This is a genomic window from Amycolatopsis sp. NPDC059027 (genome assembly GCF_042739735.1).
Lineage (GTDB): Bacteria > Actinomycetota > Actinomycetes > Mycobacteriales > Pseudonocardiaceae > Amycolatopsis.
This window is the reverse complement of sequence record NZ_JBHYIK010000002.1, coordinates 65,825-80,368: the sequence shown is the minus strand read 5'-3', so window position 1 is coordinate 80,368 and position 14,544 is coordinate 65,825. Positions and strand designations below refer to the sequence as shown.

14 protein-coding genes and 1 pseudogene are annotated in these 14,544 nt (G+C 69.5%); 10 read left to right on the top strand and 5 right to left on the bottom strand.

Going from position 1 to position 14,544, the window contains the following annotated elements; translation table 11 throughout:
• Positions 1 to 91: 91 nt before the first annotated feature.
• The 3 genes and pseudogenes from ACFWY9_RS01760 to ACFWY9_RS01750 form a co-directional block, all read left to right on the top strand.
• Positions 92 to 284 (top strand): annotated as a pseudogene (locus ACFWY9_RS01760) (alpha-hydroxy-acid oxidizing protein); the annotation flags it as partial.
• Between the two features lie 144 nt (positions 285 to 428).
• The gene (locus ACFWY9_RS01755) at positions 429 to 1,295 is read left to right on the top strand and encodes an ANTAR domain-containing protein (protein WP_378328460.1); all 867 of its coding nucleotides are present in this window, start codon (positions 429 to 431) and stop codon (positions 1,293 to 1,295) included.
• A gap of 137 nt (positions 1,296 to 1,432) precedes the next feature.
• The gene (locus ACFWY9_RS01750) at positions 1,433 to 2,692 is read left to right on the top strand and encodes a DUF222 domain-containing protein (RefSeq protein ID WP_378337914.1); all 1,260 of its coding nucleotides are present in this window, start codon (positions 1,433 to 1,435) and stop codon (positions 2,690 to 2,692) included.
• A gap of 234 nt (positions 2,693 to 2,926) precedes the next feature.
• Here ACFWY9_RS01750 and ACFWY9_RS01745 read toward each other — a convergent pair whose 3' ends face one another.
• Positions 2,927 to 3,244 (bottom strand): hypothetical protein, encoded by a 318-nt coding sequence (locus ACFWY9_RS01745; RefSeq protein ID WP_378328462.1) that lies wholly within the window; start codon positions 3,242 to 3,244, stop codon positions 2,927 to 2,929.
• Positions 3,245 to 3,473: 229 nt separating this feature from the next.
• A complete protein-coding gene (locus ACFWY9_RS01740) occupies positions 3,474 to 4,379 on the bottom strand; it encodes a LysR family transcriptional regulator (protein ID WP_378337913.1) in 906 nt (301 codons plus the stop codon).
• A 100-nt stretch (positions 4,380 to 4,479) separates the two neighbouring features.
• On the opposite strand from ACFWY9_RS01740, the gene mdlC reads away from it, so the two are divergent.
• From mdlC to ACFWY9_RS01720, 4 genes are all read left to right on the top strand, one after another.
• The gene (gene mdlC / locus ACFWY9_RS01735) at positions 4,480 to 6,060 is read left to right on the top strand and encodes a benzoylformate decarboxylase (protein ID WP_378337912.1); all 1,581 of its coding nucleotides are present in this window, start codon (positions 4,480 to 4,482) and stop codon (positions 6,058 to 6,060) included.
• Positions 6,061 to 6,062: 2 nt separating this feature from the next.
• Positions 6,063 to 7,514, top strand: coding sequence for an aldehyde dehydrogenase family protein (locus tag ACFWY9_RS01730; protein ID WP_378337911.1), 1,452 nt, complete (start codon positions 6,063 to 6,065; stop codon positions 7,512 to 7,514).
• 157 nt (positions 7,515 to 7,671) lie between these two features.
• Complete coding sequence (locus ACFWY9_RS01725; RefSeq protein ID WP_378337910.1) at positions 7,672 to 8,907, top strand: MFS transporter; 1,236 nt, start codon at positions 7,672 to 7,674, stop codon at positions 8,905 to 8,907.
• Between the two features lie 67 nt (positions 8,908 to 8,974).
• The gene (locus ACFWY9_RS01720) at positions 8,975 to 10,072 is read left to right on the top strand and encodes a calcium:proton antiporter (protein WP_378328467.1); all 1,098 of its coding nucleotides are present in this window, start codon (positions 8,975 to 8,977) and stop codon (positions 10,070 to 10,072) included.
• Here the strand turns inward: ACFWY9_RS01720 and ACFWY9_RS01715 are convergent.
• Positions 10,062 to 10,430: a MerR family transcriptional regulator gene (locus tag ACFWY9_RS01715; RefSeq protein WP_378328468.1), complete on the bottom strand. Its 369-nt coding sequence runs from the start codon at positions 10,428 to 10,430 to the stop codon at positions 10,062 to 10,064. The genes ACFWY9_RS01720 and ACFWY9_RS01715 overlap by 11 nt on opposite strands.
• 63 nt (positions 10,431 to 10,493) lie before the next feature.
• Between ACFWY9_RS01715 and ACFWY9_RS01710 the strand changes: the two genes are divergently transcribed.
• Positions 10,494 to 11,693, top strand: coding sequence for an MFS transporter (locus ACFWY9_RS01710; protein ID WP_378337909.1), 1,200 nt, complete (start codon positions 10,494 to 10,496; stop codon positions 11,691 to 11,693).
• Here the strand turns inward: ACFWY9_RS01710 and ACFWY9_RS01705 are convergent.
• Complete coding sequence (locus ACFWY9_RS01705; protein ID WP_378337908.1) at positions 11,688 to 12,416, bottom strand: FMN-dependent NADH-azoreductase; 729 nt, start codon at positions 12,414 to 12,416, stop codon at positions 11,688 to 11,690. The genes ACFWY9_RS01710 and ACFWY9_RS01705 overlap by 6 nt on opposite strands.
• Positions 12,417 to 12,489: 73 nt before the next feature.
• Between ACFWY9_RS01705 and ACFWY9_RS01700 the strand changes: the two genes are divergently transcribed.
• Positions 12,490 to 13,359, top strand: coding sequence for a sigma-70 family RNA polymerase sigma factor (locus ACFWY9_RS01700; RefSeq protein WP_378328471.1), 870 nt, complete (start codon positions 12,490 to 12,492; stop codon positions 13,357 to 13,359).
• 22 nt (positions 13,360 to 13,381) lie between these two features.
• Here ACFWY9_RS01700 and ACFWY9_RS01695 read toward each other — a convergent pair whose 3' ends face one another.
• Positions 13,382 to 13,768 (bottom strand): ribonuclease domain-containing protein, encoded by a 387-nt coding sequence (locus ACFWY9_RS01695; protein WP_378328472.1) that lies wholly within the window; start codon positions 13,766 to 13,768, stop codon positions 13,382 to 13,384.
• Between the two features lie 229 nt (positions 13,769 to 13,997).
• On the opposite strand from ACFWY9_RS01695, the gene ACFWY9_RS01690 reads away from it, so the two are divergent.
• Entirely contained in the window at positions 13,998 to 14,435 is a 438-nt protein-coding gene (locus ACFWY9_RS01690; protein WP_378328473.1) for a hypothetical protein, read from the top strand.
• Positions 14,436 to 14,544: the final 109 nt, after the last annotated feature.

The following is a 14,544-nucleotide window of genomic DNA, read 5'->3' as shown; positions in this document are numbered from 1 at the left end:
AGACCCGATGGCCCACGCCGCTGTTCCTGCCCCGGTCGGTGTGCTCGGCATCTGCGCGCAGGACCACCACCGCGACCTCGCCACCGGCTGTTCCGGTGTCCGTTCCGGCTCGGACGTCGTCAAGGCGCCGCCCCTCGGCGCCACCGCGGTCGGCCTCGGCCGTCCCTACGTTCTACGGCCTCGCGCTCGGTGGCACCGACGGTGTCGAGCATGTCGTGCGATCGGTGCTCGCCGACCTGACCCGCGAAAGCCTGCGCGCGCCACCGTTCGCCGATTCGCGGTGACACGGAGCTGAAACACCCCCCGCCGGCTTGGGGCGGCGCACGATCTGTGCCAAGGTGAGCACAAGCGACGTCATCGCTGCCATCACCCGGATGACGTGTCCGTTATCGCGGCGCCGAGTCCTGACGGACGGGGGATGGGATCGGATGACCGGCATGCAGCCCGCCGAGATGGTCGAAACTCCCCTGACCACGTTGCTGGAAAACGTGCTGACCGGGGTAAGACGTGACGTACCCGGCGAGATCGGCAGCGCAGTCAGCGTCGCGCACCCCGCGTCCCGGCTGGGCGGCGGCGAACTGCGAGTGCTGGCGGCGACCGGCGTGGGACGGGTTCTCACCCCGATCACGACCGGGCACCTCTGGGGCCCGTCACTGCTGGTGGCCGCGGGTGAGGAGCCGATCGTCACCACGGACATGTGGCACGATCCCCGCTGGCCGCACCTGACAGAGGCCGCGGTCCGCGCGCAGGCTCCCCCCGAGGATCACGACGCGATCTCCCGGGTGCGCGGCGTGGCCGCGGTTCCCGGCGTCTGGGACGACAACGGCGTCGTCGTGCTCTCGATCTACCTGGACGGCCCGGCCGACGAGCACACCCTCGCGGTACTCGCCCGGCACGAACGCCTGGTGACCAGCGCGGTCACCATCGCCGACATCGCCAGCCGCAACGCCGACGACGCCGACCGGGTCCTGGACGCGCTCGCCTCGCGGGCGGTCATCGAACAGGCCAAGGGCGCGATCATGACACTACGGCGCTGTGACGCGAACGAGGCATGGGCGGTGCTGCGGCGTGCCAGCCAGCAGTTCAACGTCAAACTGCGGGAACTGTCGCTCGCACTGGTCGAGCACATCGGCCAGGCCCCCGCCGAACAACCCGGCGACACCGAACGCCACGTCGTCGCCGGCCCGGAGGCCCACCACGCCGCGACCCTGATGTGGCAGGCGTTCTCGGGCCGCACCAAACTGGAAGAGATCCGGCTCGACGCGGATTCCCGCAGCCGCCAGCCCCCGGCGTAACGCCGTCCGCGCTGTCGCCGTCGCGGCTCACGACCCCCATCGAACGCCAAAACCCTTATACAGCAAGGAAAAGTCCGTTCTGGAGGTTCACCCGATCGATAGCACACATGTTCGAACGGGCGGCGTATCGTGGAGGTATGTCAGTCGACAGCAGCACCTCCGCAACGCGCACCGAGTGGTGGCGCGAGGATGTCGGCTGCCTGCTGGACAGGCTTCTGGAGTCCGAGTGTGTGCAGCGTCGTGAGGCCGCGATCCAGGGCGAGGTGATGGCCGAGCTGGAACGCCGCGGCATACGCGACACCACCGGATACGGGAGTCTCGTGCGACTGTTGCAGGAGACGTTGAACATCCCGTATGCCGAGGCGAAAGCACGCGCGGCGCGGGCACTGGCGCTCAACGGCACCCGCGACCTGACTTCCGGCGAGCAGCCGCCTACTGCTCCCGCCACCGCGCAGGCCGCGAGCGAGGGCGCGGTCGGCGCCGCGCAGATCGACGAGATCCTGCGGGCGCTCGACAAGTTTCCCCAGACCGTGTCGATGCAGGATCGGGAGCAGGCGGAGAAAATCCTCGCCGAACTGGCCCGCGCCGCCGGACCCCGAGAAATCCGGGCCGCCGGACGACGCCTGATCTCCCAGCTCGACCCGGATGGACGGGAACCGAAAACCCGGGAACCGAAACCGTTCCAGCCCGAGTTCTCCATCGCACCACACCGTGATGGCGGGCACCAGATCAAGGCCCGGGTCGACGATGAGACTTCCGCGCGGCTGCAAGCGATGCTGGATCCGCTCGCGAAGCCACGGCCCGCCACCGAGGAAGAGGGTCGCGACACCCGCACCCAGTGGGAACGGCGCGGCAGCGCGTTCTCGGAGTTGGTGCGCATGTGGGCCGAACATCCCGACCTGCCCACCCAAGCCGGAGAAGCCACCCACATCGTCGTCACCGTCAGCCTGGAACAGCTGCGATCCGGGATCGGACAAGCCACCCTCGACCTCCTCGGCGAAATCACCGCAGCCGAAGCACGACGCCTCGCCTGCGACGCCAAAATCATCCCCATGGTCCTCGGCTCCCACAGCGAACCCCTCGACGTCGGCCGCGCCCAACGACTCGCCACCCCCGCCATCCGACGCGCACTCATCCGACGCGACGGCGGCTGCGCCTTCCCAGGGTGCGATGCGCCTGCCTACCGTTGCACGGCACATCATGTGGTGTATTGGGCACACCATGGTGAGACCAAAGTGGACAATCTCGTCCTCTTATGTTCCGTCCACCACAAGCTCATCCACCACTCCGAATGGGAAGTCCGCATCACCACCGACGGACTACCCGAATTCATCCCACCCGCCTGGCTCGACGCCACCCGCACACCACGACGCAACACCATCCACCTCAGAACCTAAGCCGCGAAACAGGACTTACCACACTGGCAACGCGGTGAGGTTTCCCAGCAGCATCCTCCGGACTTCAGTGCGCTGAACAGGCGTTCCGCTGTGCGTGACCTGCGAGGTGAGAATCTCCCGGCCAGGCCAGAAGATCGTGCGCCGAGGCCTCGGCCAGCCGGAGCGATGTCTCGAACGCGTCGCTGGGGACGTTCACCGTCGCGAACGGAGCGTTCGCGACACCGCCGGCCGGACCTAGGGCAGCGGGGTCATGCGGTCGGGCATATGGGCACACAGATCGTTGCCGAGTGCACGCAAATCCTGTTCCCGCAAGTAGGTTCCGGCGCAGGCGTCGGCCAGCACCGCACACGGCCCGGCGTCCTCGGCGTGTTCGGTGAACGGCGCGACCGCGACGTCGCCCGCCACCGACCGGACCTGGCCCGCCCGGATCGCGGTGATCAGATCACCCGCCTGTGCGTAGCTGAGCCGGACCGACCGGCGTGGCACTCCGTAGGCGGGCACCAGCAGCCGCAGACCACCGGCCGTACGACGCACATCTATCCGCGCGGACATGAAACTTCCTCCCCGACAACGACTTCCAAACATCTACGATCGGTGAGGACCGAAGGCAGCTCAAGGCCGACACGGTCACAATCACCCAGTAGTCTCCCCGACACCACACCAGGAACGGTCAAAGAAGATATTCCGGACAGTCAACGGTGACTGTCCGTTACTGGGCGCCAAGAATCAACAAATTGTGCCCTGGCAACGACAATCAGTCAACGCGAAAACAAGGCCGTCGCTATTCCGCGATTTCGGCGAGGACTTCGTGCATGAAGCCGACCAGCCAGTGCTGTGCCGGGCTGCGCGCGTGCGCGTGCCGGGCATAGAGCGCGACCTGCGCGGGCTCGATGTCCAGCGGTAGTTCCAGCAACCGCACACGATGCTCGGCGGCGAACACCTCGGCGACGTTGCGGGGGACGATGGCGACCAGTTCTCCTTGCTGCACCAGATAAGGCAGCGTCGCGAAGCGGGTCACCTCGAGAACCACACGGTTGAGCAGACCGTACGCCTCCAGCGCCTTGCGCGGCCCTTCCTGCCCGGCCGGGCCGAACACCGTGACGTGCCGTTCGGCGGCGAGCGCGGCCCGGGTGACGCGGCCACCACGCAGCCGTGGGTGATCCTCGGCCACCATGCCGAAGTATCCCTCGGTGAACAGCGGGATCCGCGCCACGCGCTGCGAGCTGAGCAGTGGCGTGGCGATGAACGCGTCGATCTCGCCGCGGCCCAGCTGGTCGACGACGTTGACGACGTCCAGCGGCCGGACCGTCAGGGTGACGCCCGGCGCCTGCTCCGGCAGGGCCGCCATCAGCCGCGGGAGCAGCGACACCTCCCCCAGATCGGACAGGCACAGGGTGAACGCGTTGTGCGCGGTGGCGGGGTCGAAGTGCCGGGAGCCGCTCACCGCGGCCTCGATCCCGGTCAGCGCGGCGTGCAGCGGCTCGTACAGCTCGCGGGCCGTGGTGGTCGGCATCAGGCCGGTCTTGGTGCGGCGGAACAGCTCGTCGCCGAAGCGGCGCCGGAGTTTCTGCAGGCTGTAGCTGATCGTCGGCTGGGTGAGGTGCATCGACTCCGCGGTCGCGGTGACGCTGCGGGTCTCGTACAGCAGCACGAACGTGCGCACGAGGTTCAGGTCGAAGTCCCGCATTATCGATCCCGTCGATGTCGTTGGTCGGCAACATTTATTGGAACACACTCACGGCCGAGCCCTAGGTTCTGTCCCACATCCCCGAGGAGGACCCCGCCCCATGCCCACCGCCCGCCGGATCGCCCACGAGTTCCTGGAACGCCGTGGCCTGACCACGATCTTCGGCAATCCCGGCTCCAACGAGCTCCCGTTCCTCGCCGAACTGCCCGATTCGTTCCGTTACGTGCTCGGCCTCCACGAAGGCGTGGTCGTCGGCATGGCCGACGGGTACGCCCAGGCGACCGGCAAGCCCGTCCTGGTCAACCTGCACGCCGCCGCCGGATCCGGCAACGCGATGGGCGCGCTGACCAACGCCGTCTACTCGCGCTCCCCGCTGGTGCTGACCGCCGGCCAGCAGGTCCGTCCCGCAATCGGCATGGAGGCGATGCTCGCCAACGTCGACGCCACGCAGCTGATGCGCCCGCTGGCCGGTTGGTCCGGCGAGCCCAGCTGCGCCGCCGACGTGCCGCGTTCGCTGGCGCAGGCGGTGTTCGAGGCCGAGTTGCGGCGCTGCCCGACCTACCTCTCGGTGCCCTACGACGACTGGTCGGCCGAACTCGACGCGAACGCCGCCGTGACGCTCGACCGCGAGGTCCGGCGTGGCCTCACACCGAGCGAGGACCAGCTGACCGACCTGGTCGAGCAGGTCAAGGCCGCCCGCAACCCGGCGCTCGTCCTCGGCGGCGACATCGACACGGCCGGGTTGTTCGACCGCGCGGTCGCGCTCGCCGAGCACCTCGAGCTGCCGGCCTGGGTAGCGCCCTCACCGTTCCGGCTGCCCTTCCCGAACCGGCACCGGCTCTTCCGCGGCGTCCTCCCCGCCGGGATCGCGTCCATCTCCACCGCACTGGCCGGGCACGACCTGATCCTGGTGCTCGGCGCGCCGGTCTTCCGCTACCACCAGTACGTCCCTGGCCCGTACCTGCCGGAAGGCAGCAAACTGGTGCAGGTCACCGACGACGCCGGCGCGGCGGCCCGCGCGCCGATGGGCGAGGCGCTGGTCGCCGACCCCGGCGTGGTACTCGAAGCGCTGCTGGCGCGGATCGAGTCCCGCACCGCGGACGCCGAGGAGCACTTCGTCCCGAACCCGGAGCCCGCGACGGCCGAGGGCGCGCTGCACCCCGAGCAGGTCTTCGCCGCACTGCGCGACACGCAGGCCGCCGACACCAGCTACGTCGTCGAGTCCACGTCGACCAACTCGGCGTGGTGGCGGCAGATGGACCTGCGTCACGAGAGCTCGTACTTCTTCCCCGCGTCCGGCGGTCTCGGCTTCGGTCTCCCCGCCGCGGTCGGGATGGCGATGGGCCGCCCCGATCGCCCTGTCGTCGGCGTGATCGGCGACGGCTCCGCGAACTACGGCATCACCGCGCTGTGGACCGCGGCCCACTACCGCGTGCCGGTCACGTTCGTGATCCTGCGCAACGGCACCTACGGCGCGCTGCGCTGGTTCGGCACGTTGCTGGGCACCGAGAACGTCCCCGGCACCGAGATCCCCGGGCTCGACTTCTCCCGTATCGCCGAGGGCTACGGCGTCCCCGCCACCTCGGTCACCGAACTCGACGACCTGCACGCCCAGCTCAAGTCCACTTCGGACGGTCCGAGGCTGATCCAGGTCGACACGCAACCGACCACACCGGAGTGATCATGTCCTTGTTAGACACCGCAATCTGGCAGGAAAAGCTCTACCTCGACGGCTGGACCGCCGGTTCCGGCGGCACCTACCCGGTGACCGAACGCGCCACCGGCAAGCAGCTCGCCGCCGTCGGCAACGCGACGCCGGACGACGTCGCCCGCGCGGCGGCCCGTGCCGCCGAAGCGCAGCAGGAATGGGCGGCGAAGAAGCCGGCCGAACGTGCCGCCGTGCTGCGCAAAGCCGGGGAGCTGTGGGAAAAGCACGCCGACGAGGTCCAGGACTGGCTTATCCGCGAGGCGGGATCGGTGCGTGCCAAGGCCGCGATCGAAACCGAGATGGCCGCCGGGATCTGTTTCGAGGCCTCCGCGCTGCCGACCCACCCACGTGGCGAGGTGCTCAGCACGTCCGAGCCGCGCTGGTCGTTCGCACGGCGGCTGCCGGTCGGCGTCGTCTCGGTGATCGCGCCGTTCAACTTCCCGCTGATCCTGTCCATCCGCTCGGTCGCGCCCGCGCTGGCGCTCGGCAACGCCGTGCTGCTCAAGCCGGATCTGCGCACCGCGGTCTCCGGCGGCGTGACGCTGGTCCGCGTGTTCGAGGAGGCCGGTCTTCCGGCGGGCCTGCTCCAGTTGCTGCCCGGTGACGCCGCCGTCGGCGCCGCGGTGGTCGACGCGCCCGAGGTGTCGGTGGTCTCGTTCACCGGCTCCACCGCGGCGGGCCGCAAGGTCGGCGAGGCCGCCGCGCGCGCACTCAAGCGCGTCCACCTGGAACTGGGCGGGAACAACGCCCTCGCGGTGCTGCCCGGCGCCGACGTCGCCGCGGCCGCGTCCGCCGGGGCGTTCGGTTCCTTCCTGCACCAGGGCCAGATCTGCATGACCACCGGACGCCACCTGGTGCACGAGTCCCTTGTGGACGAATACGTGGCGGCACTGGCGGAGAAGGCCCGCGCACTGCCGGTCGGCGATCCGGCGGCCGGGGATGTCGCGCTCGGGCCGATCATCGACGACAAGCAGCTCGCGCACATCGACCGCGTCGTGACCGACGCCGTGGAAGCGGGGGCGAAGGTCGAAGCGGGCGGCAAGGCCGACGGGCCGTTCTACGCCCCGACCGTCCTCAGTGGACTAGACGCGGAAAACCCCGCCTGGCGCGAGGAGATCTTCGGCCCGGTCGCCCCGGTCATCGCCTACCGCGACCTCGGCGAAGCGGCCCGGATCGTCAACGACTCCGAGTACGGGCTGTCGGTCGGCATCCTCGGCGATGTCGGCACCGCGATGAAGCTGGCCGATCTGGTGCACTCCGGCAAGGTACACATCAACGAGCAGACCGTCGGGGACGAGCCGACGGCACCCTTCGGCGGCTGGAAGGACTCGGGCAACGGCTCCCGTTTCGGTGGCGCGCAAGCCAACATCGAGGCGTTCACCGAAACCCAGTGGCTCACCGTCCGGTCCGAAATAGCACGTTACTAATCCGACCGAAAGTAGGCGGATACGGTCCGCAGCCGACCTGCTTATAGAAACCCGTTTCCGCCGTGGCTGCCGTCGGATTAGTAACCATCGACACAGTATCCCTTCTGATTCTCCTGCTTCAGCCCCCTGTTTCATGAACTGTGCAAGGAGCACGGCAATGACGACGTCACCCCGCCGATCGGTTTGGACGGCGGTGCTCTGCTGGCTGACGGTCCTGCTCGAGGGCTACGACCTGGTCGCGCTCGGCGCGACGATCCCGACCCTGCTGAAGACCCACCACCTCGGCTTCACCGCGGCCGGGGCGACCCTGGTCGCCACGGTCTCGCTGATCGGCGTCGCGGTCGGCGCCGCCTGCGTCGGCCCGATCACCGACCGGTTCGGCAGGCGCGGGATGCTGATCGGCTCGGTCCTGCTGTTCTCGGTGTTCACCCTGGTGACGCCGCTCGCGCCGAGTGTCGCGGTGTTCGCCGTGCTCCGGTTCGTCGCCGGGCTCGGCCTCGGCGCGTGCATGCCGGTCGCGCTGACCACGATGTCGGAGCACCTGCCGGAGCGGCGCCGCGCCAGCGCGAGCACGGTGACCATGACCGGCTACCACGTCGGCGCGGTTCTCACCTCGGTGCTCGCGCTTTCGGCCGGTACGGACAACTGGCACCTGCTGTTCTACGGCGGCGGTGTCGTCGGCCTGCTCGTGGTGCCGGTGATGTGGTGGAAGCTGCCGGAGTCCGCGGCGTTCCTCGCTGCCAAGGAGGAGCCCGCCGCCGAGAAGATCGGCCTGCGCGACCTGCTCGGCGCCCGGTACCGCCGTACCAGCCTGCTGGTCTGGACCGGCTCGTTCATGGGCCTGCTGCTGGTCTACGGCCTCAACACCTGGCTGCCGCAGTTGATGCGCACCGCGGGCTACCCGATCTCGACGTCGGTCACCCTGCTGCTGGTGCTCAACGCCGGTGGTGTCCTCGGCCTGCTCGTGGCGGGTGCCGTCGCGGACCGCTTCGGCATCAAGCCGGTCGCGGTTCTCTGGTTCGGCGCCGGAGCGCTGTTGCTGGCCGCGCTCAGCATGCGCATCGGCAGCAGCCTGCTGCTCAACCTGGTCGTGCTGCTGACCGGGGTGTTCGTGTTCTCCGCCCAGGTGCTGATCTTCGGGTACGTGGCGAAGACCTTCCCCGCCAACGCGCGCGGGACGGCGCTGGGGCTGACCTCCGCGATCGGCAGGCTCGGCTCGATCCTCGGCCCGTTCGTCACCGGCGCACTGGTCACCGCGGGGATCGCCTATCCGTGGGGTTTCTGGTTCTTCGCGGCGGTGGCGGTGCTCGGCCTGCTCGCGATGCTGTTCGTCGCAGGCCGCGTCCGTATCGCGGGCACCGCGATCGTCGAGGAGCAGCCCGTCGGCGCGTGAGTGGCCATGGCCACCCGGCCGTCCGCGCCGAAGGGTGCGGACGGCCGGTTTGTGTCAGGGTGAGGCGGTGATCGCGAAGAATCGTTCACCGCTGCTGTCCTGGACGGCCATCGTCCCCGTGCTCGCCCTGGTCGTGCTGGCCGTGTCCTGGGGCCACGACCTCGGCGTCGTGCTGGTCGTCCTCGTCGCCCTCGTCCTCGGCGCCACGGTGCTCGCCGCCGTGCACCACGCCGAGGTCGTCGCCCACCGGGTGGGTGAACCGCTGGGATCACTCGTGCTGGCGGTCGCGGTGACGATCATCGAGGTCGCGCTGATCGTCACGCTGATGCTCTCCGGCGGGCCCGACGCCGCGACGCTGGCGCGGGACACGGTGTTCGCCGCCGTGATGATCACCGCGAACGGCATCGTCGGCATCTCGCTGCTGCTGGGCGCACTGCGCTACGGCGTCACGCTGTTCAACTCCGAGGGCACCGGCGCCGCGCTGGCGACCGTGGCGACGCTGGCCACCCTGAGCATGGTGCTGCCGACGTTCACCACCAGCCACCCCGGGCCCGAGTTCTCCCCCGCCCAGCTCACGTTCGCCGCGCTGGCTTCGTTGGCGCTGTACGCGATGTTCGTGTTCACCCAGACGGTGCGTCACCGCGACTTCTTCCTTCCGGTCACCGAGGAGGGCGTGGTCGAAGAGGAGGAACACGCTTCGCCGCCAAGCAAGAAAGCCGCCTTGACCAGCCTCGTCCTGCTCTTGATCGCGCTGGTAGCCGTCGTCGGCCTGGCGAAGGTCGAGTCCCCCGCCATCGAGGCCGGGGTGCGGGCCGCCGGCTTCCCGCCGTCCTTCGTCGGTGTGGTGATCGCGATGCTCGTACTGCTCCCGGAAACCCTCGCCGCGTCACGGGCGGCGCTGCGCGAGCGGGTCCAGATCAGCCTCAACCTGGGCTACGGCTCGGCCATGGCGAGCATCGGGCTGACCATCCCGGCGATCGCGCTCGCGTCGATCTGGCTGAAGGGGCCGCTGGAACTCGGCCTCGAACCAACCCACATGGTGTTGCTCGCCCTCACGGTCCTGGTCAGCGTGCTGACAGTGGTGCCGGGGCGGGCGACACGGTTGCAGGGCGGGGTGCATCTGGTGCTGATGGCGGCGTTCCTGTTCCTCGCCATCAATCCCTGACGCCCGCACGCACCGCCTCGAGGTACTCGGCGATCGCGTCCCGGTTGCGCAGCAGGAAGTTCGCGCGTTCGGTCATGCGGTCACGCTCGTGTTCCAGCGTGGCGAGCATCTCCGGGGTCGCGTCGCGGAAGTGGATGATCCGGGGCTTGTCGAGACACGGCAGGATCTGTTTGATGATCCGGGTGGGCAGCCCGGCGTCGAGCAGGCCCCGCACCTGCACGACCCGGTCCACAGTGGACTCGTCGTAGGAGCGGTAGCCGTTCTCGCAGCGCTGCGAGACGATGAGCCCCTGTTCCTCGTAGTAGCGGAGCAGACGGCGGGACGTCCCGGTCCGCTCCGAAAGCTCTCCGATGCGCATGTGCTCGACCTCACCCCAGCCAGGTTGACCTTCACATTTATGTGAGGGTTCGAGCATACGTCCATGTCCTCAAGCACCGCACCGATCTCCCACGAGGTAACCACGCGGCTCCCCCTCGGCGCGCTCCTCGCGTTGACCACCGCCGCCTTCGTCACCGTCCTGACCGAGGCACTGCCCGCGGGCGTGCTGCCCGCGATGAGCGCCGATCTCCATGTCGGCGAGTCCGCCACCGGGCAGGCCGTCACGATCTACGCGATCGGGACCGCGCTCACCGCGATCCCGCTCTCCTCGGCCACCGCGGGCTGGCGCCGTAAGCGCTTACTGCTGACCGGGGTGGCGGGCTTCGCCGTCGCCAACACGGTCACCGCGGTCTCGGCGAACTTCCCGTTGACCATGGCCGCCCGGTTCGTCGCCGGGGTGGCCGCGGGCGTGGTCTGGGCGCTGCTGGCCGGATACGCCGGCCGCCTGGCACCGGAGAACCTGCGGGGCAAGGCGATCGCCATCGTCATGGCCGGGATCCCGCTCGCGCTTTCGCTGGGCATCCCGGCGGGGACGTTTCTCGGCGGAGTACTCGGCTGGCAGGTGACGTTCGGGATCATGTCGGCGCTGGCGGTGGTCCTCCTCGGCTGGATCGTCGTGACGGTCCCGGACCACCCAGGGCAGGTCCGCGGCGGCCGTGTCCCGGTGCTGCGCACCCTGGCGATTCCCGGGGTGGTACCGGTCCTGTTCGTCACCCTCGCCTTCGTGCTGGCCCACAACATCCTTTACACCTACATCGCGACGTTCCTCGACCGGCTCGGCATGGGCGGCTCCGTCGACGTCGTGCTGCTGGTGTTCGGCATCGCGTCGATGGTGAGCATCGCGATCGTGGGCGCGCGGATCGACCGTCAGCTCCGTGCGCTCCTCGTCGCCGGCACCGTCCTGGTCGCCGTGGCGGCCGCGATCTTCGCGGTACTGGCCGGAAGTCCCGCGCTCGTCTACGTCGCGGCCGCGCTGTGGGGACTCGGCTGGGGTGGTGTCCCGACGTTGCTGCAGACGGCGGTGGGCACCGCGGGCGGCGAGGCGGCCGACCTCGCGCAGGCCATGCTCGTCACGCTGTGGAACGCGGCCATGGCGGGCGGCGGTGTCGTCGGCGGGATCCTGCTCGGCGTCTTCGGCCCCCGCGCGTTCCCCTGGAGCGTGCTGCTGCTCCTGTTGCCCGCGTTCGTCGTCGTGCTCGCCGCCCGCACACACGGTTTTCCTGGCAAGCGAGCAAAATCATGACGTCACCACGCTCGGCTCGGCCAGCCGCGCGGCCAGCGCTGTCACCGCTTCGCGGGCCGCCGTCAGCGATTCCGCCGCCATTTCCTGGAAACCGGCCAGCGCGGGGATGTCCCCGGCTCGGGTCAGCTCGGCCGCGACGAAGTGCAGGTTCTCCTCGGCCACCCCGAGCCCCAGGAAGTAAGCGCGCAGGTAGGGAGTCTGGAAATCGAGGCCCGCGCGGGGCGCCCCCGGTCCGTAGCCGCCGCCCCGTGCCATGACCACCACGACCCGGGTGTCCCGCAGCAAGTGGTCTCCGGTGTCCGGGTCGATGAACATCCCGGGAAAGGTGACCCGGTCGATCCACGCCTTGAGCGTGGCCGGGACTGACAGGTTGTACATCGGGACGCCGAGCAGCAGGACGTCGGCGTCCAGCACCTCCGCTATCAATGACCGGGTCAGCACCCATTCCCGTTCCTCGGCGGGATCCTCGATCAGCGCCGCCACCCGGGAGGCCGGAATGACGCCGTGCCGTTCCACCCGGGTGCCGAGCGCGACGTAGGCCGGGCCCACCAGCGGCACCGGGTCGGCGGACAGATCGCGGTGGCGGTATCCGGCCGCACCGTGCGCGTTCCGCCAACTGTCGGCGAACACCGTGGTCAGCCGCTTGCTGACCGAGTTGGCGTCGGCACTGGCATCGAGGTGCAGCAGGGACGGCGCCGGTCGCTGGACTAGGCTTTCGCTCAACGGCTTTCTCCTTGGGCTTCGGCTGTGTTCTCCACTCACCCGAATCGACGGAGCCCGGAGGAAAAAGGTGACCATGAGCGAGCAGAACGTGCTGACCTCGCGGTTCGAGGCCCATCGCGACCACCTCTGGGCGGTCGCGTACCGGATGCTGGGTTCTTCGGCCGAAGCGGAGGACGCCGTCCAGGAAGCCTGGCTACGAGCCTCCCGCGCCGAGACGGACGACGTCGAAAACCTGGCGGCGTGGCTGCGGACGATCGTTTCCCGCGTCTGCCTCGACATGCTGCGTTCCCGCAAGACGCGGCGGGAGGACCCGGTCGGCACGATCCCCGACGCGGTCGGCGGCGAACGGAACCCGGAGGACGAAGCCGTGCAGGCCGAGTCCGTCGGCCGTGCCCTGCTCGTCGTGCTGGACACCCTCGGCCCCGCCGAACGGGTCGCGTTCGTGCTCCACGACCTGTTCGCCGTGCCGTTCGACCAGATCGGCCCGATCGTCGGACGGACCACCGTCACCACGAAGAAGCTCGCCAGCCGCGCCCGTCAGAAGGTCAAGGGCACCCCCGAGGTGCCCGCCGCCGACCTCACCCGGAACCGGCACGTCGTCGAAGCCTTCCTCGCCGCCGCGCGCAGCGGCGACCTGGACGCGCTGCTGACCGTGCTCGCCCCGGACGTCGTGCGCCGGGCCGACCCCGCCGCGCTGCCACCGGGCGTCGCGGCGGAGGTCCGGGGCGCGCGGACCGTCGCGGAGGAGACCGTCGTCCTGCGGCGGAACTCCCAGGTCGCGGAGGTCGCGCTGGTCGACGGTTCCGTCGGCCTCGTCGTGGCCCCGTACGGACGGCTGGTGCTCGCGCTCAGCATCACGGTCGAGGAAGACCGGATCGCCGCCTACGAGGTGATCTCCGACCCGGCGCGGCTGCGGACGCTCGATCTGTCCCTTGTGGACTGACCGACGACCTTCAGCCGCGGATTCAGCAGGTGAAGTCGATGAGGTCGAAGGACTCGTAGTGGTCGGCGGTGTAGTAGTCCTCCTGCTCCCGTTCACCGGTGACGATCCGCCGCGCGCCACGGGTCTCGCTGCCCGGGGTTTCCACGGTGTATTCGTGGTAGTAGCCCGAGGGCTGTGACGGCAGGATGCCCTCGCGGTTGCCGAAGACGGTGCCGTCCTGCGGGTAGGGGAAGGGACCGTCCTTGGCGATCAGATCCAGCGTTTCGTGGGCTTCGGTTGGCAAGTCCGAGGTGCAGATGCTGCCGACCGAAACGGGCGACGCGACGGCGGCCGTGGTGGAGCCGAGCAGCAGGCCCGAGGCGAGGGTGATGAGCGCACTGACGCGGGCGAACCGGCGAAGTGAAGTCATGCCTCCGAGTATCGCCGCCGATACGCGGTGAAGTCCCCGGCCGTAGGGCACGTTCATCGGATGGTCACGTACCGGACGGTTGGCATCGCGGCGGGGCGACCGTGATCTGGGTCACTCTCTGCTCCTCCGAGAACCCCGAGCGTGAGCCAGGGCGACTTACCCGATGTTCCCGCGCACTCCGCGGGGCGACCGAGTGTCCGAAAAGGATAGTGGAAAAAGGGAGATCGCCATGGGAAACCGGAAGACCGTCCGCACATTGATCGGCTTCACCGCTTCGGCGGGCCTGGTCGCGGCGGTGGCCGCCGGAATCGCAGGCCTGAACAGCGCGTCGGCGAGCACGGAGAACGTCCAGCAGGCGAGCGCCGAGCACGTCCAGAAGCAGCCGCCGAAGGGGGCGCGGGCCGTCGTCGAGGTGAGCCCGAACCCGACCGCGAAGCGCGGTGAAGAGGTGACCATCACCGGGAACTGCGGCGGCGGCACCGGCCTCAAGCAGGTCATCGGCAACTCGCCGGAGAACCCGGCGCTGGAGAACATCCGGATCCTGAAGTCCGACCCGAACGGCTTCCTCGCGAAGGCGAACGTCGCCCAGCACATCGGGAACGGCGTCGGACCGGTCCTGGTCGACTGCGGCGGCGAGGCCGGGGTGACCCTGCTGGTCACGCACTGACGCTTTCGTGTCGGTGCGGGGAGCCGCGGCCGGCGCGGGGGGGGAGGACGCCCCCCGCGGGGGCGGGGGGCGGGGGCCCCGCGACCGCACTCTCGCAAGGGGTCTAGAA